Source organism: Streptomyces sp. 2A115, from assembly GCF_052245575.1.
Classification (GTDB): domain Bacteria; phylum Actinomycetota; class Actinomycetes; order Streptomycetales; family Streptomycetaceae; genus Streptomyces.
Map to the genome: position 1 here is coordinate 24,500 of NZ_JBQQCG010000072.1, position 25,006 is coordinate 49,505.

Sequence of the window (25,006 nt, forward strand, 5' to 3'; positions counted from 1 at the left end):
CCATGCCGCACATCCTCGCCACGATTCTGACCCAGGTGGCGGTCGCCCTGCTCGAGGCCGCTCTGATTCGCCTGTCCATCCAGCTCTGGAAGGCGTTCGCCGACAGCGGGCGTCCGGTGGCCGCTCACGCCTGACCTGGCCACCTCACACCGCAGTTACCATTTCGTCGCTTTTGTGCGTTTATCGATGTCCAGGGATGGAAGGCGCTACGAGGAAGGCCTCACGCTCCCCAGCATGGGAGGACGGAGATGACTTCCCCGAATACGCAGCAGTCCCCGCAAGATCAACCACCGACCCAGGGCTTGACGCCCCAAACCGAGACGACCCGATCCGAAGCCGGACAGGCCGCCCCCGCGACCGGACCGGCGGAGCAGACACCGCCTGAGCAGGCAACCGCGGAGCGCCGCGACGAAGAGGCGCGCGGTCAGGAGAAGCCGACGGGCGGCAAGGTGGTGCACATGCACACCGCGCACCCGCGGGTTCCCATTCCCTACGTGACCCCGGGCGACATGTTCACGGGCGCCCGCGCCGGCGCCCGCGCAGCCACTTCGCTGCTGCCCTCGCCCCGCAAGCTGGCCTACTACGGCCTCCTGGGCGGCATGGCCGTGGCCGGAGCCGTCGAGTGGCCGATCGCGGTCGCCATCGGCGCCGCCACCGAAGTGATCACCCGCGAGGAGGCGGCACGCAGGCGCGCCGCCGAGGGAGAGGCGGGGCAGCGCCCGCAGGCCGCCACCGAGCCCTCCGCCCGGACGACGGAGTCCGCCAGGTCCGCGCAAGCAGCGACGGCCTGACACACCTGACGCATTCGCCGCGCGACGCCCGGACGAAGCATCGCGCGATGTGATCCCCGGCCCACGGCCACGATGAGCACGTACGTACCGAGCGTGCTTCCCTCGCTTTCCACCACGGTGGCGAGCGCGGCGCCCCTGCCCCGTGCCCCCGGCATCACTCCGGGAGCACCCCCGCCCGGAACCGCTCCACCCCCACCACATGCCGCACCCGAGCCGGCTCGATCAGCAGCATCACCCGCCGCTCGCCCGAAATCAGCCACGGATACCGGTCCTCGCCGATGTACTTCCGCGCCAGCCGGTCCATCGCCCGCTCCGCCGCTTCCCCCTCGACGAACCGCACGACCCGTCCCCGGATCTCCACCCGGTCGTACGGGTTCTCAGGGTCGTGGTGCGACAGGGAAACGTTCGGATTGCGCCGCGTGTTTTCCTCCTTCACGCGGCCGATCGACGTGTTGACCATGACGTACTCGCCTTCGACGTCCGCTTCGATGTCCGCCCACATGGGCGAAACCTGCGGCGCCCCGTCCGCGCCCACGGTCGCCAGATGCCAGAAGTTCGGCGCCAGCAGCCGCTCACGAATATGCCCATCGATACTGCTCAAGGCGCTTGCCACCTTCGCTCCACTCTCCCGACCCACCCATACGAGCCATTCGCCCGCCATCCTCACCCCCGCGACGAACCCCCACCAGCTGATCTTCAGCCACCCCGAACAGACCCCGAACAGGCCTCGGACGGACATCCGAAACCGTAGATTCCCACAATCCGTGATCCTGGCCGAACAGAACGTAGTCACCGCGCCGCCGCACCCATACGTTGTGCGCGTGCACCAGCCGCCGGCCCATCAGCCCAACCCATCCACCCCGCCCCCGCCGCCCTTCAACGCCCCGGCCGCCCGCAAACTCCGCGACGCGCTCGGCATGGGGCCCGAACACGTCGCGTACGGCATGCGGACCTCCTTCGGACTGCCCTACGTGACACCCGACCTGGTCACCGCCTGGGAACGAGGAACAGCCGCTCCGAGCAACCCCGAACTCACCGCGCTCGCGGGCGTGTTGTGGTGCTCGCCCGGTGAACTCATCGGCGCCCCACGGACGTTGCGCGAGCACCGGATCGCGCGGAACCTCGCCGCGGAGGACGTGGCGCGAGCCGTGGGACTGGAACTCCTCGCGTACGTACGGATGGAGGAGGCCGGCGAATGGCGCGGCAACGATCGGCAGTCCTCTGCGCTCGCCGCGGTGCTCGACCTCTCGCTGCCGGACCTGGTCGCGGTCACCGGCCGCGAGACGAAGCTGGCTGAGATGCTGCGCAGCGCGGTGACGACGCGCTGGCAGGCGTACGTCCGTCCGATGGGCAAGCTGCTGCCGCTGCACCGACGTCTCGTGGGCCATGTGCTGCGGGCGCTGCACACCGAGTACCAGGGGCAGATGGTGGCCACGCTCAGCTGGAGCGGCGGTCCGGCCACCGCCCGGTCCGGCGACGCGGGGCAGGAATTCCTGGACCGGATCGTCGACCGCTTCTGGTCGGAGGTCCAGCGCAACGGCAGCTGAGCGCTCCGCTGGAAGAACGGTGATGCCGTGTCGATATGCGCCTCCGCCGCGTGCGCGGGCCGGTGGGGGCTAGTCACGCCCCGCGGCGGAGCCGCATATGTCACAGCCCCGCGCCCCTTGCAGGGCGCGGTACCGCACCGAACTTGACCAAGGCCGCTCAGCCGCCGACTCAGTTACCGGCACCCACCGGCACCCACTGACAGCTGCTTCCAGAACCTCCTAGAAGACCGACTCCGCCTCGTCCATCCGATCCTTCGGCACCGTCTTCAGCTCGGTGACCGCCTCCGCCAGCGGCACCATCACCACATCCGTGCCGCGCAGCGCCGTCATCCTGCCGAAGTCACTCCGGTGCGCGGCCTCCACCGCATGCCATCCGAACCGCGTCGCCAGCACGCGGTCGTACGCCGTCGGCGTGCCGCCGCGCTGGATGTGGCCGAGAATGACCGGCTTGGCCTCCTTGCCGAGGCGGCGCTCCAGCTCGTACGCCAGTGCCGTGCCGATGCCCGGGAACCGCTCGTGGCCGAACTGGTCGATCTCGCCGTGGCCGTAGTCCATGGAGCCCTCGGCGGGGTGGGCGCCCTCGGCTACGCAGATGACGGCGAACTTCTTACCGCGGGAGAAACGCTCCTCGACCATCTTGACCAGGTCGGCCGGGTCGAAGGGGCGTTCGGGCAGGCAGATGCCGTGGGCGCCGGCGGCCATGCCGGACTCCAGGGCGATCCAGCCGGCGTGGCGGCCCATGACCTCGACCACCATCACGCGCTGGTGGGACTCGGCCGTGGTCTTGAGGCGGTCCATCGCCTCCGTCGCGACACCCACAGCGGTGTCGAAGCCGAACGTCCGGTCCGTGGACGAGATGTCGTTGTCGATCGTCTTGGGTACGCCGACCACCGGCAGGCCCGCGTCCGCCAGCATCTTGGCGGCCGTCAGCGTGCCCTCGCCGCCGATCGGGATCAGCACGTCGATGCCGAACTCACGGGCCATGTCCTGCGCGTTCTCGCAGGCCTCCCGGAGCCGGTCGCGCTGGAGGCGGGAGGAGCCGAGGATGGTGCCGCCGCGGGCGAGGATGCCACTGACGTCGTCCAGGTCGAGGGAGCGGTAGCGGCCTTCGAGCAGTCCCGCGTAACCGTCCTCGAAACCGATGACCTCGTCGCCGTAGTGGGTGACGGCGCGGTGCACGACCGACCGGATCACTGCGTTCAGGCCAGGGCAGTCGCCGCCTGCGGTGAGAACTCCGATACGCATCGTGCTGTGTCTCCTGCTCGCTGTTGGTACGTGAGAGCCAGTCCGATTGTTTCACGGGCCACCACGGCCCGCTGTCGTCGCCTCCGCAGCCCCGCTGTCGTCGCCCTCCCGGCTCCGCTTCCGGCCTCCGTGAACACGCTTCCCCGGCGCTGTGACGGGCGCCCTATCCACGCCCGGAGGTATTGTCAAGTGGGCACCGCCAACGATAACGGCTGCCCTTTTACGGATATCCGGTGTCGAAGGAATACGGATATCCGATGTCGGAGGAAACGGAGAGCACCGCGTGACGCGCAGCGTGTACGTGACCGGGATCGACCGGGGCGACGGCCGCCAGGTCATCGAGCTGGGGGTCATGGAGCTCCTGACCCGCCAGGTCGACCGGGTGGGGGTGTTCCGCCCCCTCGTCCACGACGGGCCCGACCGACTCTTCGAGCTACTGCGGGCCCGCTACCGGCTGGTGCAGGACCCGGCGACGGTCTACGGCATGGACTACCACGAGGCGTCCGCGCTCCAGGCCGAGCAGGGGGGCGACGAGCTGGTCTCGCAGCTCGTCGACCGCTTCCACAAGGTGGCCCGCGACTACGACGTGGTCCTCGTCCTCGGCACCGACTACGCCGACACGCAGTTCCCGGACGAGCTGGCGCTCAACGCCCGGCTGGCGAATGAGTTCGGCGCCTCCGTGATCCCGGTCGTGGGCGGCCGCGATCAGACCTCGGAGTCGGTGCTCGCGGAGACCCGCAACGCGTTCCGCGCGTACGACGGGCTCGGCTGCGACGTGCTCACCATGGTCGTGAACCGGGTCGCGCCCGCCGACCGCGCGGAGATACACGAGCGGCTCGACAACCTTCTGCCGGTGCCCTGTTACGTGCTGCCGGACGAGCCCGCGCTGTCCGCACCGACGGTCGCCCAGATCACCGGCGCGCTCGGCGGCAAGGTGCTCCTCGGCGACGACTCGGGGCTCGCCCGTGACGCGCTGAACTTCGTCTTCGGCGGCGCCATGCTGCCGAACTTCCTGGGCGCCCTGACCCCGGGCTGCCTGGTGGTCACCCCCGGGGACCGCGCCGACCTCGTCGTGGGCGCCCTCGCCGCGCACAGCGCCGGCACCCCGCCCATCGCGGGCGTCCTGCTCACCCTGAACGAGCGCCCCAGCGACGAGGTCCTCACGCTCGCCGCTCGCCTCGCCCCCGGCACCCCGGTGGTGGCGGTCGAATCCACCTCCTTCCTCACGGCGTCCGAACTGTTCGGCATGGAAGGCAAGTTGAACGCCGCGACGCCCCGCAAGGCGGAGACGGCCCTGGGTCTGTTCGAGCGGCACGTGGACACGAGCGATCTGCGCAAGCGCGTCTCGGCGCCCAGCAGCGGCCGTCTCACGCCGATGATGTTCGAGCACAAGCTCCTGGAGCAGGCCCGCTCCGACAAGCGTCGCGTCGTGCTGCCCGAAGGCACCGAGGCCCGCGTCCTGCACGCCGCCGAGGTGCTGCTGCGGCGCGGCGTCTGCGACCTCACGCTGCTCGGCCCGGTCGACCTGATCCGCAAGAAGGCCGCCGACCTGGGCATCGATCTCGACGGTGCCCAGCTGATCGACCCGGGGACCTCCGAGCTGCGCGAACGTTTCGCCGAGAAGTACGCCGAGTTCCGGGCCCACAAGGGCGTATCCGTCGAGCTCGCGTACGACGTCGTGTCGGACGTGAACTACTTCGGCACCCTGATGGTCCAGGAGGGTCTCGCCGACGGCATGGTGTCCGGGTCCGTGCACTCCACGGCGGCCACCATCCGCCCGGCCTTCGAGATCATCAAGACCAAGCCGGACGCGAAGATCGTCAGCTCGGTCTTCTTCATGTGCCTGGCCGACAAGGTCCTGGTGTACGGCGACTGCGCGGTCAACCCCGACCCGAACGCCGAGCAGTTGGCCGACATCGCCATCCAGTCCGCCGCCACGGCCGAGCAGTTCGGTGTCGAGCCGCGGATCGCGATGCTCTCGTACTCGACCGGTACGTCGGGTTCGGGTGCGGACGTCGACAAGGTGCGCGCGGCCACCGAGCTGGTGCGCGCGCGCCGCGACGACCTGAGGATCGAGGGCCCGATCCAGTACGACGCCGCTGTCGAGCCGTCCGTCGCGGCCACCAAGCTGCCGGGGTCGGAGGTCGCCGGGCAGGCGTCCGTGCTGATCTTCCCGGACCTCAACACCGGCAACAACACGTACAAGGCCGTGCAGCGTTCGGCCGGCGCGATCGCCGTCGGGCCGGTCCTCCAAGGGCTGCGCAAGCCGGTCAACGACCTGTCCCGCGGCGCGTTGGTCGGAGACATCGTCAACACGGTCGCCATCACGGCGATCCAGGCCCAGACCTCCGTTCCGACTCCGCCCCAGGCCCCGACCGAGAAGGCTTCCGTCCAGTGAGTTCCCACCCGTCGCCCACCGCCGCCCTACCCGACCGGCTGCGCTCGGCCCCCCTTCCTTCTCGCGTCCTCGTCCTCAACTCCGGCTCCTCGTCGGTGAAGTACCAGCTGCTCGACATGCGCGACAGCAGCCGGCTGGCCGTGGGCCTCGTCGAGCGCATCGGCGAGGAGAGCTCCCGGCTGAAGCACACGCCGTTGGCGGCGAACGGTGGCGAGTCCCGGGAGACGGCAGGCCGGATCGCCGACCACGAGGCCGCCCTGAAGGCCGTCGCCGAGGAGCTGGCCAAGGACGGGCTCGGCCTGGACTCCCCCGAACTGGCCGCGATCGGCCACCGCGTCGTCCACGGCGGGCAGTCCTTCACCGACCCGACGGTCATCGACGACTCCGTCCTCGACGAGATCGAGCGCCTCATCCCCGTGGCGCCCCTGCACAACCCGGCCAACCTCACCGGCATCCGCACCGCCCAGGCCCTGCGCCCCGACCTCCCCCAGGTCGCCGTCTTCGACACCGCCTTCCACACGACGATGCCGGAGTCCGCCGCCCGCTACGCGATCGACGTGAAGACCGCCGACGAGCACCGCATCCGGCGCTACGGCTTCCACGGCACCTCGCACGCGTACGTGTCCCGAGAGACCGCCCGTCTCCTCGGCAAGGCACCGGACGACGTGAACGTCATCGTGCTGCACCTCGGCAACGGGGCGTCGGCGTCGGCCGTGCGGGGCGGCCGGTGCGTGGACACCTCCATGGGACTGACGCCTTTGGAGGGGCTCGTGATGGGTACGCGCTCCGGAGACATGGATCCCGCGGTCATCTTCCATTTGATGCGTGTTGGCGGGATGTCCACGGACGACATCGACACTCTGCTCAACAAGAAGAGCGGCCTGATCGGCCTGTGCGGCGACAACGACATGCGGGAGATCCGCCGCCGGATCGACGAAGGCGCCGAGGACGCCGCACCGGCGCAGCTCGCATTCGACATCTACATACACCGACTGAAGAAGTACATCGGCGCCTACTACGCGGTGCTCGGCCGGGTGGACGCGGTCGTCTTCACGGCGGGAGTCGGGGAGAACGCGGCCCCGGTGCGCGAGGCGGCGGTCGCGGGCCTCGACGCGCTGGGCCTGGCGGTCGACGGCGAGCGGAACGCCGTACGGTCCGACGAGCCGCGCCTGGTCTCGCCCGAGGGAGCGCGGGTCGCGGTGGCCGTCGTGCCGACCGACGAGGAACTGGAGATCGCCAACCAGACCTACGCACTCGTGAGGAACAGCAACGGGAACGGGAACACGAACGGGCAAGCCCGAGGCGCCGGCCAGGGCCACGCCTGAGCGCGTACCCGCCCATTTGTATCTTCCACCAGACGGAATATTCCGTAGCGAAACAAACCGATAGGATCGCCCCATGCGCCGTTCCAAAATCGTCTGCACTCTGGGCCCAGCCGTCGACTCCCACGAACAGCTTCTCCTGCTGATCGAGGCCGGCATGAACGTGGCCCGCTTCAACTTCAGCCACGGCTCGCACGCCGAGCACCAGGGGCGATACGACCGTGTCCGGGCCGCCGCCCAGGAGACCGGCCGCGCCATCGGCGTGCTCGCCGACCTGCAGGGCCCGAAGATCCGCCTCGAGACCTTCGCGGAGGGTCCGGTGGAGCTTGAGCGCGGTGACGAGTTCACCATCACGACCGAGGACGTCCCGGGCGACAAGTCGATCTGCGGCACGACCTACAAGGGTCTGCCCGGCGACGTCTCCATGGGCGACCAGATCCTGATCAACGACGGCAACGTCGAGCTGCGCGTCACCGAGGTCGAGGGCTCCCGGGTCAAGACGGTCGTCATCGAGGGCGGCGTGATCTCGGACCACAAGGGCATCAACCTGCCCGGCGCGGCCGTGAACGTACCGGCGCTGTCCGAGAAGGACATCGACGATCTGCGCTTCGCCCTGAAGATGGGCTGCGACCTGGTGGCGCTGTCCTTCGTGCGCGACGCCCACGACGTGAACGACGTGCACAAGATCATGGACGAGGAGGGCCGCCGGGTCCCCGTCATCGCCAAGGTGGAGAAGCCGCAGGCGGTGGCGAACATGGAGGCCGTGATCGCGGCCTTCGACGGCGTGATGGTGGCGCGCGGCGACCTCGCCGTCGAGTACCCCCTCGAGAAGGTCCCGATGGTGCAGAAGCGCCTCGTGGAGCTGTGCCGGCGCAACGCCAAGCCGGTGATCGTCGCGACCCAGATGATGGAGTCGATGATCACCAACTCCCGTCCCACGCGCGCCGAGGCGTCCGACGTGGCCAACGCGATCCTGGACGGCGCGGACGCGGTCATGCTGTCGGCCGAGTCCAGCGTGGGCGCGTACCCGATCGAGACCGTGAAGACGATGTCGAAGATCGTCGTCGCGGCCGAGGAGGAACTGCTCTCCAAGGGCCTGCAGCCGCTCGTGCCGGGCAAGAAGCCGCGTACGCAGGGTGGTTCGGTGGCTCGTGCCGCGTGCGAGATCGCGGACTTCCTGGGCGGCAAGGGCCTGGTGGCCTTCACCAAGTCCGGTGACACCGCCCGCCGGCTGTCCCGCTACCGCGCCGCCCAGCCGATCGTGGCCTTCACCACGGAGGAGAGCACGCGCAACCAGCTGACGCTGAGCTGGGGCGTCGAGTCCCACCTGGTGCCGTTCGTGAACAGCACCGACGAGATGGTGAGTCTGGTCGACTCCGAGATCGCCAAGCTCAACCGGTTCAACGACGGCGACCTCATGATCATCACCGCCGGCTCGCCTCCCGGCGTCGCCGGCACCACCAACATGGTCCGGGTGCACCACCTGGGCGGTTGATCCGCCCCCGTACGCCGCTGAGGGCGCCTCCTGCGTGCAGCAGGGGGCGCCCTCAGCGTTGTGCGGCTCCCGGAACAGCCTTGGGGGACTATCCGAGGGGGGGGACTATCCGAGCGGCGTGCTGTACTGGCGCATCCCGGGGATGGTCAGCGTCCCGCCGAACTGAGCGGCCTGAACGACCTTCACCTTGGTGAAGTAGATCAGCGGGATGTTCAGCGGCGGTGGGTGCTCGGGGTCGAACGTGATCGGGACCAGGCCGAGCAGGTTGCCGGAGATGCTCTCCGTGTACATGACGGTCTTACCGTCACGGATGGTGGACGTCGATCCCTTGGCCCCCTGCACGTGGTACTTCACCCCGGCATCCTTGTCGTCGACGATCTGGTGCAGATCACCGATGTCGGTGCCGTCGGAGATCACGTACTTCAGGACCTCCTTGACCGTGCCGTTGGCGGTCTTCACCTTGACGATGCCCTGGTAGTCGGCGCCCTTGAGCAGCAGCGAGCTGGCCTCCAGCTGCCAGGGCTCGTCGGCCAGGGCCGGGATGCCCTGCTCGAGTCCGCCCTCGTCGTCGGTGGCGGCCGGGCAGTTCTCCGGGGCCGTGGTGGAGCTCGCGGACGGGCTGGGCGACGGGGACGCGGTGGCCTCGTCGGCTGCCTCCTCCGCCTTCTCCGTGGTGTCCTCGGCTGCCTCGGATGCCGCGTCGGTCACGTCCTTGGCCTTGTCGGCCGTGTCGGCCGTGTCCTCGACCGTTTCCTTGGCCGTGTCCTCAGGCTTGTCGGCGGGCTCCTCGGCCGCCGGGGTCGACGCGGAGGGAGTCGGGGTGGGGGTCGCCGTCTCCTCCTCGTCGGGCGTGAAGATGTCCTTGATCGCCTCGCCGATACCCAGCGGGTCGAGCGGGTTCTTCGACTCGGACTCCGACGGGGACGGCGTTGGTGACGGTGTCGGTTCGGCGTTCTCGGCCGGCGCCTTGGACTCGGAGGCGGACGGCGTCGGTTCGGGCTTGTCGTCGGAACCTGAATCCGACGAAGAGCCGCTGCCCGACGAGCCGTTGCCCGCGGAGTTGTCGCCGGAAGAGCCGGAAGAGTCGCCGCCCGAGGAGCCCTGCTCCTCCTTGTCGTCGGACGCGGCACCGCTCGTGGAGGCGGAGGGCGACGGCGAGGCCGACGCGTCCTTGTCCTCCTCCGCGTCCTCCATCGCGGCGACGCAGTCCTTGTACTCGTCGACGGTCAGGTTGTTCGCCAGTGGCTTGTCGTCGGCCCGGGCGAGCGTCGATGTGAACCCCATGCCCATGATGAGCGCGGTCGGCATCGACGCGATGGCTATCGCCTTGCCCGCGGGCATTTGCAACCTGGTGAACAACGGCTTCTTGGGGGCTGCGTGCCGCGGCCCGGTTCTCTCACGGGTCTCACCCGCGGAGCCCGCGTGTCGCACCTCGTCAGCCGGCACTGTGCCTCCCGTTCGCCCCGTTCGTCGGGCTCGTTCCTGACAGATCGTTCGGCTCGTTCGCCCCGTTGGCCGCTACGGCCTCCGGAGCGTCTCCCTTGTCCGTACGGTCCGTCTCGGCCGGGCGCGCGTCGGGTTCCTCGCCCGGCACCCAGGCCACGGCCATGCCGCCGCCCACCAGGGCGAACAGGAAGCCGATGAAGAAGCCTCCGAAGTTGGATACCGGGAGCGACACCAGCCCCAGCAGGATCGACGCGACACCGGCGAAGGTCCGGATGTGCTTCTGGTACCAGAGGCTGATTCCGAGAACGCCCAGGAGCACACCGATGATGAGAGAACCGGCACCCGCGGTCGTCGCCATGGCCAGCGTGAGATGCCCGATCTGGAGATTCGCGTACGGGAGGTACGCGATCGGGAATCCGCCGAGCAGGATGAACAGGCCGGCCCAGAACGGCCGGCCACCCCGCCAGGCATGGAACCGCAGCCGCCAGTAGGTGAATTGACCGCGTGCGGCGGGAGTCTCGGCAGGAGTCTCGGCGCTCATGGAAAACAGCTCCCTGGAACGGCGTTGCTGTGAGAGTGGTTCACGTACTACGAGAAGGGACGGGTGGGCGAGGCAGCACAGGCCCCCTCACCCACCCACGGAGTGCCTAGTAGCACTCCTTGACACCCCTGGAAAGCGACATCTTCAGGCCGCTGAGCTTGAAGGTGCCGGCGGTGGTCGCCCACGCCGTCTGCTTCACGTCCGTCAGCGTGGCCGTCTCGGCCTGCTGGGCGAACCCGTACGGGTTGGACTGCTCCTTGCCGCCCTTGATGCCCGGACCGGGACCGTCCTTCAGGTCCCCGGCGGCCACACCGATGTTGATGTTCTTGAACTCGGCGTCGGCTTGGAGATCCTCGACATCGATATAGAGGTTCTCGGCCTTGACCGGGGTGTCACCGCCGCCCGCCTTCAGCGTCAGGCTGACGGAGCCGAGCAGCGGGATGTCCGGGGTGACCACGGACTGACACATGTTCTTGAGCGTCGCGGACTTGAACGCCGACACCGCGACCGGGTGCGCCGTCTTCTCGCCCTTGAGCGTGTAACCCGAATCAATGGCTCCGTACTGCGAGAAGCCAACACCATCAAGCCGGTCCACCGTCACCTTGAACGACTGACCGGAAACACTGAACGACGCGGCGAGAGCACCCTGAGCCAGGGCGACACCTATCGCGGCGGTCGCGGCCACGCTGGGCACCATGACAACCGCGAATCGCTTCCATCTGGTCCCGCCACGCACCTGGGACTCCATATTTCCTCCTTCTCGGACGTACATCTCCGGCCCTGGCTGCCTCCAGAAGGCGGCTCAGCCGGGCAGGGATGGGAGAAGTGCTACGTCCTCGGGAAGGAGAGCGCAGGTACTCGGAGGCACGTACTGCGACCGAAACACCGGCGATCACCCCCGAGCGACAACCTCTGGTCGCGCCTGACGCACATCACGCACAACCTGCCGGACAGGCTCCACCGAACGGCGGAGACCCCCCTGTCCAGGAACCGGCGCCACTGCCGCCGGCTCCTACTCGGTGGGGACCCAGGAAATCCCTTGACCCGATTGGCTGTCGGGGTGGGGGAATGGACCGAGCGTCGCCGATCGTGGTGCATTCTCGCGTCCCCCGCAAGGGGGTTCGTTACTGGCTAGTAACGGGCGGATAACCGAACAACGACCCGCCGGTATCGGCCAGCAACTCTGGGTGTCCCCAAGGGCGGTGACAAAGTGATCGAACTTTGGACGGAAACCGACAGATCACCAGCCCTGACTTACTCCAAGTAACAGCGGCCGCGTTTACCAAGATTTGGTAAAACGCGGCCGCAGTGTCGCTCTGTCGCCAAATCTTTCACTCCAGCACCACAGGCACCGGGCGTTTAGCGACTGGTCAGAACAGGGCCCGGCCCAGCGCCCTACGCGCCGCCGTCACGCGCGGGTCGTCCGCGCCCACCACCTCGAACAGCTCCAGCAGCCGCACGCGCGCCGCGTCCCGGTCGTCACCCGCCGTACGCGCCACGGTGTCGACAAGCCGCCCGAAGGCGTCCTCGACGTGACCGCCCACCAGATCCAGGTCGGCCGCCGCGATCTGTGCCTGTACGTCACCGGGCTTGTCGGCGGCCTCCTTGCGCACCTGCTGCGGATCGGCGCCCTGCACGCGGTGGAGCAACTCGGCCTGGGCGAGGCCCAGTTTGGCCTCCGTATTGCCCGGGTCGTCGCTCAGCACGTTCTTGTACGCCTGCACCGCGCCGCCGAAGTCGCCCGCGTCCAGGGCCTGTACGGCGGCTTCGAGCAGCGCGTCGTACGGACCGGCCGGCACCTCGGGAGCGGCCGGGGCCTCGCCCGGCTGCGCGTCGGCGTCGACAGTCAGGCCGGTGAGACCGAAGCGCTCCTCGGCGACCTGGATGAGCTGATCCAGGGTGCCCCGGATCTGCGCCTCGGGGGCGGCGCCCTGAAAGAGCGGCAGGGCCTGCCCGGCCACCACCGCGAAGACGGCCGGAATCCCCTGGATCCCGAACTGCTGCATCAGCATCTGATTCGCGTCGACATCGATCTTGGCGAGGACGAACCGGCCGTTGTACTCGGCGGCGAGCCGCTCCAGGAGCGGGCTCAGCTGCTTGCACGGCTCGCACCACTCGGCCCAGAAGTCGATGACGACGGGCACCTCGGTGGAGCGCTGCAGGACATCCTGCTCAAAACCCGCTTCGTCGACATCGATGACGAGGCTCGCTGAGGACACCCCGGAGCCGGCGTCTCCTCCTTCACCCCGCCTCGCCGCTTCGGCGCGCGCCTGCTCCGCCTTCGCCTTGGCCTCCTGGGCCGCCTTCACCGCGGCGAGGTCGACGACTCCGCTCATGGACATGTTCCGTGGCTGCATGCGTCTATCCTCCCCCCTCCGCGCCCCACTGTGAAAAGCGTTGTGAAAGCCGGGTCCGCTACGTGTCTCGGCGCCGGGTCCCCACCTGGCGCCCGCGTGGTCGTCGCGCACGAACGCGCTTCCGCTACGGGTCGTAGCGTAACTGTCCTGCGATGCCCACGGGACCCGTACTCCGGTGATCTCCCTCACGACTCCGTACAACGGCCGGATATGGTCGCTGACATGCAGAGTCGCAGTTCCGGCCAGCGCACCGGGCGTCCACGCAGCGCCGCGGCGGACGCCGCGATCCTGGAGGCGACACGATCGGCCCTGGTCGAACTGGGCTGGTCCAGGCTGACGTTGGGGGACGTGGCGACGCGGGCCGGGGTGGCGAAGACGACTCTCTACCGCCGCTGGGCGGGCAAGAACGAGCTCGTGGTGGACGCGGTGGCGGCACTCTTCGACGAACTGGAGCTGCCCGACCGGGGCAGCCTGGCCGCGGACATAGAGGGTGTGGTGCTGCAGTTCGCGACGATCCTGAGCCGCCCGGAGACGAAGACCGCGCTGATGGCGGTGGTGGCCGAGGGCACCCGCGACGAGCCACTGCGCGAACGCATCCGCACCTCCATCGTCGACCGCCAGAAACGGCTCGTCCTGGCGGGCCGCGCCCGCGCGACGGCCCGCGGCGAGCTCCCTCCGCAGCCCGACCCCGAAGCGGCCGCCCGCGCCGCGGACCTGATCTTCGACGTGGTGGCCGGCGCGGTGGTGCACCGCACCCTGGTGAGCTCGAAGCCCGTCGACGCGAACTGGGCTCGCGACTTCACCCGGCTGCTGCTGAGCGGGTTGATCGCGACTTCACCCTCCTGAGGCCGCTCCCTCATGGCACGGAGACCACGTACGGCCGTCAGCGATGCGCGGAAATCAGCGCTGTCCGCCCACTGATCCACCCCACCGATCAGGCCCCAGTGATCCAGAAACGCCGCCGCACGCCCAGGCCTGTGTGGGGTTGTGATCTGGGCTCGCGGGGCGTGGCACGCACGCTCGCCGCGTTGCCGAAATGCCCTGGTAGCTCCGCTGCGAGGGCCTCCCGGCGCCTTGCGATCGCACGCACCACGCCCCGCTCCCTGATCCAGATCACAACCCCACACAGGCCCTAGAACCCCGCCGGCTCCGTGTAAACCCCCCACTCGTCCCGCAGCACACCGCAGATCTCCCCCAACGTGGCCTCGGCCCGAGCGGCCTCCAGCATCGGCTCGATCATGTTGGAGCCGTCCCGCGCGGCGGCGAGCATCGCGTCCAACGAGGCCCGCACCCGCGCGTCATCGCGTCCCGCCTTGCGCGAACCGAGCTCCCGTACCTGCTCCCGCTCCACCTCATGGCTGACCCGCAGGATCTCCAGGTCCCCGGTCACCGACCCGTGATGGACATTGACCCCCACGACCCGCTTGTCGCCCTTCTCCAGTGACTGCTGGTACTGGAACGCGGACTCGGCGATCTCGCCGGTGAACCAGCCGTCCTCGATGCCGCGCAGGATGCCGGAGGTGATCGGACCGATGGGGTGCTGCCCGTCCGGGTGGGCCCGCAGACCCCGCTCCCTGATCTGGTCGAAGATCCGCTCCGCGTCCGCCTCGATCCGGTCCGTCAGCTGCTCGACGTACCAGGAACCGCCCAGCGGGTCGGCCACGTTGGCGACGCCCGTCTCCTCCATCAGCACCTGCTGGGTGCGCAGGGCGATCTCCGCGGCCTGCTCGGAGGGGAGCGCGAGGGTCTCGTCGAGGGCGTTGGTGTGCAGGGAATTGGTACCGCCGAGCACCGCCGCCAGGGCCTCCACGGCCGTACGGACGACGTTGTTGTAGGGCTGCTGGGCCGTCAGCGAGACACCCGCCGTCTGCGTGTGGAAGCGCAGCCACTGGGCCTTCTCGGACTTCGCCCCGTACACGTCCCGCATCCAGCGCGCCCAGATCCTGCGCGCGGCACGGAACTTGGCGATCTCCTCGAAGAAGTCGAGGTGCGCGTCGAAGAAGAAACTCAGACCCGGCGCGAAGACATCCACGTCGAGCCCGCGCGAGAGACCCAGCTCCACGTACCCGAAACCGTCCGCCAGCGTGTACGCCAGTTCCTGCGCGGCCGTCGAACCCGCCTCGCGGATGTGGTAGCCGGACACGGACAGCGGCTTGTACGCGGGGATCTTCGTCGCGCAGTGCTCCATCAGGTCCCCGATGAGGCGAAGGTGCGGCTCGGGCTGGAAGAGCCACTCCTTCTGCGCGATGTACTCCTTGAAGATGTCGGTCTGGAGCGTGCCGTTCAGCACGCCCGCGTCGATGCCCTGCCGCTCGGCCGCGACGATGTACATGCAGAACACCGGGACCGCGGGCCCCGAGATCGTCATGGACGTCGTCACATCGCCCAGCGGGATGCCCTTGAACAGGACCTCCATGTCGGCCGCCGAGTCGATCGCGACCCCGCAGTGCCCGACCTCGCCGAGCGCGCGCCCGTCGTCGGAGTCGCGCCCCATGAGCGTGGGCATGTCGAAGGCCACGGAGAGCCCGCCCCCGCCGTTGGCGAGGATCGACTTGTAGCGCTCGTTGGTCTGCTCGGCGTTCCCGAAGCCGGCGAACTGCCGGATGGTCCACGTCCGCCCTCGGTAGCCGGTCGCGTAGAGCCCCCGCGTGTACGGGTACTCCCCTGGCCAGCCGATCCGCTCGAACCCGTCGTACGTGTCTCCGGGCCGCGGTCCGTACACCGGCTCCACCGGATCCCCGGAGAGCGTGGTGAAGTCGGCCTCACGCTTGCGTGAGGCGTCGTAGCGTGCCTGCCAGCGTTGGCGGCCTTCCTCGATGGCGTCAGCGTCCATACCTTCAAATTTACTAGGACGTCCTAGTAAGTGTCGATGGCAGACCGCCACAGATCACATCTGTGGCGGTATGTGGTGCTAAGAAAGCAAGAAGCGCTGCCTAAGGCTTCACGCCTTGGCGACCGCGGCCGAGCCGTCCGTGACCTTGGCCTCCAGCTCGCGGCTGACCTTGCGCTCCACGAAGAAGGCGGCGGTGGGGACGGTGCCCGCGAGCAGCACCCACAGCAGCTTGGGGATCGGCCACTTGGCCTTGGAGCCCAGATCGAAGGCGAAGACCAGGTAGACGACGTACAGCCACCCGTGCGCGACGCTGACGACACGCGTGAAGTCCGCGGCGCCGTCCAGGTCGAGCACGTACTTGCCGATCATCCCGAGGACCAGCAGGATCAGCAGTACACCGGTGACGTAGGCCATGACGCGGTAGCGGGTCAGCACGCTCTTTTTCATGGCTACGAGCGTAACCGCCGGTTTGGGGCGATCTTCGGGCGCCCCCGAGCCGGTACGACCCGGCCCGAACGCGTCGATCCAGCCCGAACTCGTACGACCGGCCCTACTCCTCGTCGAAGTCGTGCGCGGCCACTCTCAGCGGCCGCAGCATCGCGAAGATCTCCCGGCACTCCTCCGCGTCGTACGCCCCGAGCCCGAAGTCCATGGCCATCAGGTCGCGGGTGGCGGCGTCGCAGACCTCGCGGCCCTTGTCGGTGATGGAGGCGAGGGTGCCGCGCCCGTCGTTGGGGTTGGGGCGCTTGTCGACCAGCCCGGACCGTACGAGCCGGTCCACGGTGTTCGTCACGGACGTCGGGTGCACCATGAGCCGCTCCCCGATCTTGGACATCGGCAGCTCGCCGGACTTGGAGAAGGTGAGCAGCACCAGGGCCTCGTAACGCGCGAACGTCAGCTCGTACGGCTTGACGACCGCGTCGACCTCCGCGAGCAGGATCTGGTGCGCGCGCATGATGGAGGTGATCGCGCTCATGGACGGCACGGACCCCCAGCGCCGCTTCCAGAGTTCGTCGGCGCGGGCGATGGGATCGAAGGGAAGACTGAGCGGCTTCGGCACGGCAAAGACCCTACCGGCCGGTCATATCGTGGTCAGCCCCGTCTCGCCTTTCGGTATCAGGCCCTTCCCGTACGCCGCACCTCCAGCGCCAGGAGTACGCAGCACACGGTTCCGAGCACGCCGACCCCGCCCACGACCGTGCTGACCGCCCAGAACTCCGCGGCGGCCCCGGCCAGCGCCATGCCCACCCCCTGGATCGTCATCAGTCCGGCCGTGTGCACGGTCATGGCCCGCCCGCGCAGCTCCTCGGGAACGGCGTCCACGAACCAGCGGTCGAGGCCGAGGGTGTACGCGCCCGTCGACCCGGCGAGGAGCAGGGTGAGCAGGATCCAGCCGAGGCCCGGGTGGAGCGGGTAGACGAGAAGCGGCAGCAGGCCGCCGGCGGCGAGGGGCAGCACGATCCGGGAGCGGGCGGCGGGCGACAGGGCGGCACCGGCGTACAGCTCCCCCGCGATGGTGCCGACCGGCATCGCGCACATCAGCAGCCCGACCCCGGCCGTGCCGACCCCGATCTCGTCCGCGTACGCGGCGGCCAGCGCCTCGGGTGCGACGACGAACATCGGCGGCGCCCACAGAAGCAGCAGCAGCGCCCGGATCCGGCGGTCGCCGAGGACCTCACGGGTGCCGGAGAGCGAGTACCGCACGAGCGAGCCGCCTCCGGCCCGCGCGGGCCTGCGCCGCGTTCCGAACCGCAGGAGCAGCGCCGAGGCGAGAAAGGTGCCCAGTGTGACGACGAGCGCCCCGCGCGGCGACACGAACGTGAGCAGGACGCCGCCGAGCCCGAAGCCCACGAGTACGGCGCTCTGCGACACGATCCGCAACAGTGAGCGCCCGAGCACGAACAGGTCGCCGTCCCCGAGGATCTCGGTCAGCGTGGCCATCCGCGTCCCGCTGAACACCGGCGACACGGCGGCGATGACGCACCGCAGCGCGAGCAGCGCGACGACCGGAGTCGACGGCAGCGCCATCAGCGCCGCGCACCCGGCGCACACCAGGTCGCACACGACTAGCACCCGCCGCGCCGGGAACCGGTCCGCGACCCCGGCCAGCAGGGTCCCGCCGGCGATGTAGGGCAGAAAGCCCAGCGCGAACGCCAGCGCGCTGAGCAGCGGCGACCCCGTCAGCCCGTACACGAGCACGGTCAGCGCGATCTCGCTGACGACGACGCCGAGCAGGGAGAGGGCGTGCGCGAGGAAGACGGCACGGAACTCTCGTACGGCGAAGACGGGCCGGTAGCCGACGGCTGCTTCGCGCGGTTCGTCGGACAGCTCTTCGGACAGCTCGGGTAGCTCTGGTTCCAGTTCCGGTGGCTCTGGTCCTTCCAGTTCCGGTGGCTCTGGTCCTTCCAGTTCCGGTGGTTCTGGTCCTTCCGGTTCCGGTAGTTCCTGTTCTTCGGATACGGGCACCGTCGTTGTGCCCTTCTTCTCTTCCGGCATGTCCGGCAGCGTGCACGCGCGCGTGGCGCTCGGCGTAGAGTTTCGGGGACAGCCGAATCTTCACCGCGGGAAGGGTGAGAGGGGCGTCGTGCCGTTCCGGATGCACTTCGGCGAGGACGATCTCCTCCGCTGCCGCTTCGCGATCTCGCCGCTGTGGGAGACGCAGGAAGCCGTACGCACCCTCAATCGGCCCAAGCGGCAGGGCTATCACCCGCGCTGGCTGCGCCGCATCGGCGCGGCGGCCGCCGAACTGGACCTCACCTCGCTGTGGCTGCTGATGCCTCAGCGGGGGCACACCCCGGACTGGGTCGGCCCGCCGCCGATCGGTCCGGCGGCCACCTTCGAGGAGGAGATCGCGAGGGTGCGCGCGGCGGACCCGGAGGCGGCGCTCGATGACATGGCGGAGGCGCTCGCGGACACTCCGGGCGCCGCCGAGTCGCCGCGCGGCCGCGCCCTCCTGGCGGACCCGGCGCGTGCGGTCCGGGAGCTGGCCGACCTGTTGGAGACGGCCTGGCACAGGCTCATCGAGCCCGACTGGCCGAGGCTGCGCGACCTTCTGGAGGCCGACGTCTCCTTCCACTCGCGCCGTCTCGCCGAGGTCGGCCTCGGCGGCCTGCTGCCCGAGCTGGACCCGCGGTTCACGTGGGACGCGGGGACACTCACGGTCGAGTGGAAGGGCGAGCACATACGCGAACTCGGCGGCCAAGGCCTGGTGTTGATGCCGAGCGTCTTCTCCTGGCCGGACGTGGTGAGCGGCTTCGACCCGCCGTGGCAGCCGACGCTGGCCTATCCGGCGCGGGGCATCGGCGAGTTGTGGGCCGAACCGTCCGACCGTACGCCCGAAGCCCTCGTACGGATCCTGGGCCGCGGCCGGGCCACCGTACTCGCCGCGCTCGACGAACCCGCCACCACGACGGCGCTCGCCCACCGCCTGAGCCTCGCGCCCTCGTCCGTGTCCGCGCACCTGTCGGCGCTGCGCGGGGCGGGCCTGCTCGTCTCACGCCGATACGGGCACCAGGTGCTGTACGAGCGGACTCCGCTGGGCATCGCGCTGGTGTCGGGCGGCGGCTGACGAACCGCCAGGCCTCTCCTCCCCTCCGCCCCCTCTCCCCCTTCCCCTCTCTCCTGCTCCCGCCCTCTCTGCATGCCCCTCACGGCCGCCACAGTGTCGCACCCGTGCCGGTTAAGTCCGTTATGTAACGATGGCCGGATACCGTCACTGACCGTCACCTTCGCCCAAGGGGGCAGGATGTCCCGGCTGACCCGTACCCGTACCTTCGCGGTGCTCGCCGCGCTCGGACTCGCGGCGGGCTGCTCGTCCGCGCCCGAGGTCGACACCAGCACCCCCGTCGTCCGCGAGGCGTCCGGACAGGCGAGCCCGGCGGCCGGCTCCCCGTTCTGGGTCGATCCGGCGAGCCCCGCCGCCCGGCAGGTCCAGCAGTGGGAGCGGCAGGGCCGCGCGGACGAAGCCCGGCTGCTGAAGCGCATCGCGGACCGTCCGGCCGCGCTGTGGCCCGCGGGCGACAACCCCGAGCCGGACATCGAGGCGGCGGCCACGGCGGCGGCCCGGGAGGGGCGTACGGCCGTGTTCGTGGCGTACAACATCCCGCACCGCGACTGCGGGCAGCACTCGGCGGGCGGGGCCCGCGACGCGGACGCCTACCAGCAGTGGATCGAGCGGTTCGCGCAGGCCATCGGGGACAGCAAGGCCCTGGTCGTCCTGGAGCCCGACGCGGTCGCGCACATCGTGGACGGCTGCACACCGGGCGAGTACCACGGGGAGCGCGAGCAGCTGCTCGCCGAGGCGATCGTGCGGCTGAAGCGGCAGCCGCACACCAAGGTCTACCTGGACGCGGGCAACCCGGCGTGGGTCTTGGAGTCGGGGAAGCTCGTCGAGCGTCTCAAGCGCGCCGGCATCGCGAACGCCGACGGCTTCGCCCTGAACGTGGCCAACTTCCAGCCGGACGAGACCACGAAGAAGTACGGCCGCCGGCTCTCGCAGGACCTCGGCGGCAAGCACTTCGTCGTCGACACCAGCCGCAACGGCAACGGCCCCCTGAACGGCGACCCCTCCCAGGTCTGGTGCAACCCGCCTGGCCGGGCCCTCGGCACGCCGCCCACCACGGACACCGGCGACCCGCTCGTGGACGCGTACCTGTGGATCAAGCGGCCCGGGGAGTCGGACGGGCAGTGCAGGGGAGGCCCGGCGGCGGGACAGTGGTGGGCGGACTATGCGTTGGGGTTGGCGCGCAACTCCAGGGCGTAGACAAGGACTTGGGATGAGGGCGGCACGGCTCGTGGCCGCTGACAGATGACGGATGACGGATGACGGATGACAACTGGCGGTTTTCAGAGCCGGTCACCCGTCAGCTGCCAGTCGTCATCCGTCAGCTGTTCTGCCGTCAGCTGGCTGTCTGCCGTCACTTGACCTGGATCCACTTCGCCTCCGACGGCGTACCCTCCGTGTCCGTCACGAACAGCATGTACCAGCCGGGCGGCACCAGCGTCGGGTCCTTCGGTACGTCCACGGTCACCGAGTCCTTCGTCTTGGTGAGCCCGAGTGCGATGGACCGCTGCTCCACGTCCGTCGTGTGCGTAACGGCGCTGGGGCGCATCAGGCGAGCCTTCACGACCCGGTCCGGGTGGCGGGTGGCGAAGGTCGCTCGGCCCTCGCCGTCGATCTCCTGCGGGCCGTCGCCGAGCACCGGGCGGTTCTTGCCGTTCTTGTGCAGGACGGGCGGGGTGAAGATCTCCATGCGCTGCTCGAAGTGGCCGAGCTTGGTGTTCTGCTGGTCGTCGAAGAGCGGGTCGGAGCCGAAGGTGGCGACCCGGCCGTCGGGCAGCAGCAGCGCCTCGGAGTGGTAGTTGCGGCCGACCTTGGGCGAGGCGGCCGCGCGGAAGGAGTTGGACCTGGGGTCGTAGAACTGCGCCTTGAGGACGTTGCTGGCGCTGCGCCCGCGGTAGTCCTCCGAACCGTTGGACGTGAACACCGAGTCGTCCGGCATGATCACGCTGTTCAGGTAGCGGGTGCCCTGGGGGAGGTCGGGGCCGTCCTTGAAGACGGGGTTGTCCTTCTTGAGGTCGATGACGGCCGTGCGCGAGGTCGACTTCTTGGACTCACCGACGCCTCCGCCGCCCAGGATCATCACCTTCTGGTCCTGTGCCGGGGGCAGCAGCAGGGACGCGGAGGTCTCTGTCGCGTCCTGGTCCGTCAGTCCGGGCACCTTGTCGAACTTGTTGGTCTTCAGGTCCCACAGGCCGGGTTCGCGGCCGAGTCCGGCGGGCCCGTAACCGGCGTTCGAGGCGGGGTAGAAGAGTTTGCCGCCCTTGGTGAGGAACAGGGCTGGGTAGGTCGGGAAGTAGCGCTTGGGGCCGGGCGTCCATTTCTTGGTCTTCGGGTCGTAGATCTCGTTGTCGCCGGGGTCGATCACGCCGACGTCGTCGAGCCCGGAGACGGCGAGGACGCGGCCGTCCTGCAGACCGACGAGGGTCGGGTACCAGCGGGCCTTGTCCATCGGGTCGACGGGGATGTACTTCTCCGCCGCCGGGTCGAACTCGTAGGCGGCCCTGATCCCCTGGAAGTCCTGCTTGTCCATGGTGATCTTCTCGGACAGGCCGTATGTGTTCTTCGCCTTCTCGCCCTTCAGGCCGACGATCTCGTACTGGGCCTGCTTGTCCGTGACCGACCGCGGGCCGGCCTTGGTGGCCTCGACGAAGACGCGGGCCTCGCTCGCGGTGACCTTCGTCTTCCAGGGCTGCATGACGCCCGTCCTGTTGTACGTGATCTCCTGTGTGCGCTTGGCCTTGGGGACGGTGACGTCGAAGCGGCTGACGTACTCGACTCCGGACGGCGAGCGGAAGCGGGTGCCCTTCTTGAGGACGATCGGCTTGTCCGGGTTCTCGTTCTTCACGCGCATGCCGCCGCCGGCCCGCTCGACCTCGCCGTCGAGCAGCTCGTAGCGGGCGGTGCCGCCGGCCACGAGCATTCTGCCGCTGGGGAGTTGGGCGTGGCCGGCGCAGAAGAAGTCGACCGGGGTGGGGATCTTCTTGAACGTGTCGGTCCTCGGGTCCCACAGGACGGTGTCGAAGGAGCCCTCGTCGAACTTCTTCTGCTCGTTGCCGGACCCCGCGACGATCAGCACCTTGCCGGTGTGCAGGAGGGCCGCGTGGATGGCGTTGGTGCGGTACTCCTTGGGGATGTCGAGCCGTTTCCAGGAGCCGTACTTCGCCTGGTAGCCGGGCTGGGCGATCTTGTACTCGTAGTACTTCTCCGAGGCGAAGCCGATCGCGGCCGGGGCGTTGAGTCCGGCGAGCACCGCGATGCCGCCGATGCCGAACAGCGTCTTCTTGGTCTTCTTCGAGAGTTTCGTCGGGTGCGTCTTCGAGGACCGATAGGCCATGGCCTAGTTACCTCCTGTCGTCCTGCTGGAGACCGTCCCTGTCGTCCTGCTGGAGACCGCCCCGGTCGTACTGCTGGAGACCGTCCCGGCGGAGACCGTCCCGCTGGGGAGCGAACCGGTGGAGAGCGAACCGGTGGCAAGCGACCCGCTGGGCAGCGGACCGCTGGGGACCGTGCCGCTCGTTCCGCTCGTGCCGCTCGTGCTGCCCGCGAGCGCCGGCTCGGGCGCCGGCTCGGGCGCCGGCTCGCTGTCCGGGATCCGGGCGGCGGGGGCGATCCGCTGCGGGGCCGCCCCGCGTTCCCTGAGGCTGCTGCCCAGCCACACCCCGACCGGGGCGAGGGAGATGCCCAGGGCGAGAACCGCCCAGGTGCGCATGGCCGCGTGCGTGTGACCGAGCACGAACGACGCGACCAGCGAGGTCGTCAGGACCGCCGCCCAGAAGAGGTGGATACGGAACGTCAGCAGCCGGTCCGGGCTGGTGTCGCCGCCCTTCGGCGTGACGACGAAGCGGCTGGGGCGGCGGATCACGGCCGCGCCCAGGGACTTGAGGTAGATGGGTGCGGACAGGGCCGACATCGCCATGCCGGCGATGCCGCCCGATCCCTCGGGTTCGTGCGGGGAGACGTTGTGTCGCCGGTTCCAGAGGTAGAGCCCGATCTGGAGCGCGGCGGCGTCGCTGTAGAGCATGAGCCACACGGAGGCGGCGACCTGGGTGCCGGAGGCCCCGAACCAGAGGAACAGGAAGCAGCTCAGGATGCCCAGCAGCCAGTTGACGGCCGTCATCGGGTAGTAGACGAGCATCAGGGTGTACGAGAAGAGCCGCCCGGGGGGCATCGTGAACGGAGCCTTCCAGTACTGCTTGAACAGCGTCTCGTACGTGCCGCGTGACCAGCGCATCTGCTGGGTGAAGAAGTCGGTCCAGGAAGCGGGGCCCTCGCCGACGGCCAACACGTCCGGGGTGTAGACGGACTGCCAGTGATGGCCGGTCTTCGGGTTCTTGTGCCGGTGGAGCTCGAAGCCGGTCGCCATGTCCTCGGTGATGGAGTCGTAGAGGCCGCCGACCTGTTTCACGGCGGCGGTGCGTACGACGTTGTTGGTGCCGACGAACATGGGGGCGCGGTAGCGGTTGCCGGCGCGCTGGATCAGCGCGTGGAAGAGGAACTGCTGCGACTCGGCGGCCTTGGTGACGGGGGCGGTGTAGTTGCCGTACACCTGGGGGCCGACGACGAAGGCGACGTCCGGGTCCCGGAAGAAGCCCATCATCCGTTCCAGGAAGTCGGGGAGCGGGACGTGATCGGTGTCCACGGAGGCGAAGAACTCGTAGTCGCTGCCGTGCATCGCGATCCACGCGTTGTAGTTGCCGTGTTTCGTACGGGCCTTGTGGACGCCCTTGGCCCGGTTCCACTCGGGGACACCGTGGCGGGTGAAGTGCCGTACGCCGAGTTCGGCGCAGAGTGCCTTGACCTGGTCGTCGTTGCCTTCGTCGAGGAGCCAGACGTCGAGGGGGCCCGTGTGGGTGACGCGGGTCGCGCCCTCCAGGGTGGCGCGGACCATGGCGAGGGGTTCTTTGCCCGGAACGTAGGTGGTCAGGAAGGCGACCTTGGTCCCCTGCTCCGGGGTGACGGGGATCGGGTCCCTGGCGACCATGGTCGCGTGGGCGATGGACACCACGTTGACGACCATGAACAGCTCGATCAGCCCGATGGATATCAGCATCGTGACGTCGAAACCGACCAGCCAGCGGGCGCCCCCCTCTCTGGCCACCCAGTGAGTGGGCCACACCAGGTAGACGAGGAGCAGGCCGGTGAGCACCGGGGCGAAGGTCATCAGGAGCACGGCCCGTATTCGGTGCGGCTCTCGGGAGAGGAGCTTGGTGTACTGCACCCGGTACGCGGTACCGGACGGCTCCGTGAGCGGTCCGGCCAGTCGGCTGTGGGTGTCGTAGTCGTAGCCCTCCGGCCGCACAGCGCCCTCCAGATGTCGAACTGCCGATACCCTCACAAAAGGTGCTTTTGGGTGGCGTGTCGAACTGAGGGGGTCCAGGCGGGTTGCCTCCGGCGGTTGGGCGGGGGGTGGTTTTTTGGGTGCTGGTGGGTGGGGGCTGGTCGCGCAGTTCCCCGCGCCCCTGGATTGGA

21 protein-coding genes are annotated in these 25,006 nt (G+C 69.3%); 9 read left to right on the top strand and 12 right to left on the bottom strand.

The annotated features are described in order from the left end of the window. The first annotated feature begins 2 nt into the window (after positions 1-2). Together ACTWQR_RS41680 and ACTWQR_RS41685 are read left to right on the top strand one after the other, a co-directional pair. Positions 3-134, top strand: a complete 132-nt coding sequence (locus ACTWQR_RS41680) for a hypothetical protein (RefSeq protein WP_443232474.1) — start codon at positions 3-5, stop codon at positions 132-134. A gap of 168 nt (positions 135-302) precedes the next feature. Continuing rightward, entirely contained in the window at positions 303-791 is a 489-nt protein-coding gene (locus tag ACTWQR_RS41685) for a hypothetical protein (protein WP_443232475.1), read from the top strand. Positions 792-945: 154 nt separating this feature from the next. Here ACTWQR_RS41685 and ACTWQR_RS41690 read toward each other — a convergent pair whose 3' ends face one another. Continuing rightward, complete coding sequence (locus tag ACTWQR_RS41690; protein ID WP_443232506.1) at positions 946-1,392, bottom strand: PPOX class F420-dependent oxidoreductase; 447 nt, start codon at positions 1,390-1,392, stop codon at positions 946-948. A 220-nt stretch (positions 1,393-1,612) separates the two neighbouring features. Here ACTWQR_RS41690 and ACTWQR_RS41695 point away from each other — a divergent pair, with 220 nt between their 5' ends. Beyond that, a complete protein-coding gene (locus ACTWQR_RS41695) occupies positions 1,613-2,338 on the top strand; it encodes a helix-turn-helix domain-containing protein (protein ID WP_443232476.1) in 726 nt (241 codons plus the stop codon). A gap of 219 nt (positions 2,339-2,557) precedes the next feature. On the opposite strand, the gene ACTWQR_RS41700 is transcribed toward ACTWQR_RS41695, so the two are convergent. Next, entirely contained in the window at positions 2,558-3,583 is a 1,026-nt protein-coding gene (locus ACTWQR_RS41700; protein WP_443232477.1) for an ATP-dependent 6-phosphofructokinase, read from the bottom strand. Between the two features lie 283 nt (positions 3,584-3,866). Here ACTWQR_RS41700 and pta point away from each other — a divergent pair, with 283 nt between their 5' ends. The 3 genes from pta (at position 3,867) to pyk (ending at position 8,798) form a co-directional block, all read left to right on the top strand. Then, positions 3,867-5,981: a phosphate acetyltransferase gene (gene pta, locus ACTWQR_RS41705; RefSeq protein ID WP_443232478.1), complete on the top strand. Its 2,115-nt coding sequence runs from the start codon at positions 3,867-3,869 to the stop codon at positions 5,979-5,981. A 38-nt stretch (positions 5,982-6,019) separates the two neighbouring features. Next, the gene (locus ACTWQR_RS41710; protein ID WP_443232507.1) at positions 6,020-7,306 is read left to right on the top strand and encodes an acetate kinase; all 1,287 of its coding nucleotides are present in this window, start codon (positions 6,020-6,022) and stop codon (positions 7,304-7,306) included. A gap of 73 nt (positions 7,307-7,379) precedes the next feature. Then, a complete protein-coding gene (pyk, locus tag ACTWQR_RS41715; RefSeq protein ID WP_443232479.1) occupies positions 7,380-8,798 on the top strand; it encodes a pyruvate kinase in 1,419 nt (472 codons plus the stop codon). 105 nt (positions 8,799-8,903) lie between these two features. Here the strand turns inward: pyk and ACTWQR_RS41720 are convergent, their stop codons facing one another. From ACTWQR_RS41720 to ACTWQR_RS41735, 4 genes are all read right to left on the bottom strand, one after another. Further along, positions 8,904-10,244 (bottom strand): hypothetical protein, encoded by a 1,341-nt coding sequence (locus tag ACTWQR_RS41720; RefSeq protein WP_443232480.1) that lies wholly within the window; start codon positions 10,242-10,244, stop codon positions 8,904-8,906. Next, a complete protein-coding gene (locus ACTWQR_RS41725) occupies positions 10,234-10,785 on the bottom strand; it encodes a DUF6114 domain-containing protein (protein ID WP_443232481.1) in 552 nt (183 codons plus the stop codon). Before ACTWQR_RS41725 ends, ACTWQR_RS41720 begins: the two co-directional genes overlap by 11 nt. Positions 10,786-10,891: 106 nt before the next feature. Further along, complete coding sequence (locus ACTWQR_RS41730; RefSeq protein WP_443232482.1) at positions 10,892-11,533, bottom strand: DUF6230 family protein; 642 nt, start codon at positions 11,531-11,533, stop codon at positions 10,892-10,894. 622 nt (positions 11,534-12,155) lie between these two features. Further along, entirely contained in the window at positions 12,156-13,142 is a 987-nt protein-coding gene (locus ACTWQR_RS41735) for a tetratricopeptide repeat protein (RefSeq protein WP_443232483.1), read from the bottom strand. 222 nt (positions 13,143-13,364) lie between these two features. On the opposite strand from ACTWQR_RS41735, the gene ACTWQR_RS41740 reads away from it, so the two are divergent. Next, positions 13,365-13,988, top strand: a complete 624-nt coding sequence (locus ACTWQR_RS41740) for a TetR/AcrR family transcriptional regulator (RefSeq protein WP_443232484.1) — start codon at positions 13,365-13,367, stop codon at positions 13,986-13,988. A 286-nt stretch (positions 13,989-14,274) separates the two neighbouring features. Here the strand turns inward: ACTWQR_RS41740 and ACTWQR_RS41745 are convergent, their stop codons facing one another. The 4 genes from ACTWQR_RS41745 to ACTWQR_RS41760 all read right to left on the bottom strand — a co-directional run bounded on the left by ACTWQR_RS41745 (position 14,275) and on the right by ACTWQR_RS41760 (position 18,471). After that, a complete protein-coding gene (locus tag ACTWQR_RS41745) occupies positions 14,275-15,975 on the bottom strand; it encodes an acyl-CoA mutase large subunit family protein (RefSeq protein ID WP_443232485.1) in 1,701 nt (566 codons plus the stop codon). A 108-nt stretch (positions 15,976-16,083) separates the two neighbouring features. Continuing rightward, entirely contained in the window at positions 16,084-16,422 is a 339-nt protein-coding gene (locus ACTWQR_RS41750) for a DUF3817 domain-containing protein (RefSeq protein WP_443232486.1), read from the bottom strand. Between the two features lie 103 nt (positions 16,423-16,525). Beyond that, positions 16,526-17,035, bottom strand: a complete 510-nt coding sequence (locus tag ACTWQR_RS41755; RefSeq protein WP_443232487.1) for a MarR family winged helix-turn-helix transcriptional regulator — start codon at positions 17,033-17,035, stop codon at positions 16,526-16,528. 56 nt (positions 17,036-17,091) lie between these two features. Beyond that, positions 17,092-18,471 (bottom strand): MFS transporter, encoded by a 1,380-nt coding sequence (locus ACTWQR_RS41760; protein ID WP_443232488.1) that lies wholly within the window; start codon positions 18,469-18,471, stop codon positions 17,092-17,094. A gap of 88 nt (positions 18,472-18,559) precedes the next feature. Between ACTWQR_RS41760 and ACTWQR_RS41765 the strand changes: the two genes are divergently transcribed. Beyond that, positions 18,560-19,543, top strand: coding sequence for a DUF5937 family protein (locus ACTWQR_RS41765; RefSeq protein WP_443232489.1), 984 nt, complete (start codon positions 18,560-18,562; stop codon positions 19,541-19,543). Between the two features lie 177 nt (positions 19,544-19,720). After that, positions 19,721-20,737, top strand: coding sequence for a glycoside hydrolase family 6 protein (locus tag ACTWQR_RS41770; RefSeq protein WP_443232490.1), 1,017 nt, complete (start codon positions 19,721-19,723; stop codon positions 20,735-20,737). Positions 20,738-20,891: 154 nt separating this feature from the next. Here ACTWQR_RS41770 and ACTWQR_RS41775 read toward each other — a convergent pair whose 3' ends face one another. Next, a complete protein-coding gene (locus ACTWQR_RS41775) occupies positions 20,892-22,871 on the bottom strand; it encodes a galactose oxidase-like domain-containing protein (RefSeq protein WP_443232491.1) in 1,980 nt (659 codons plus the stop codon). A 3-nt stretch (positions 22,872-22,874) separates the two neighbouring features. Continuing rightward, positions 22,875-24,872: a glycosyltransferase family 2 protein gene (locus ACTWQR_RS41780; RefSeq protein ID WP_443232492.1), complete on the bottom strand. Its 1,998-nt coding sequence runs from the start codon at positions 24,870-24,872 to the stop codon at positions 22,875-22,877. Positions 24,873-25,006: the final 134 nt, after the last annotated feature.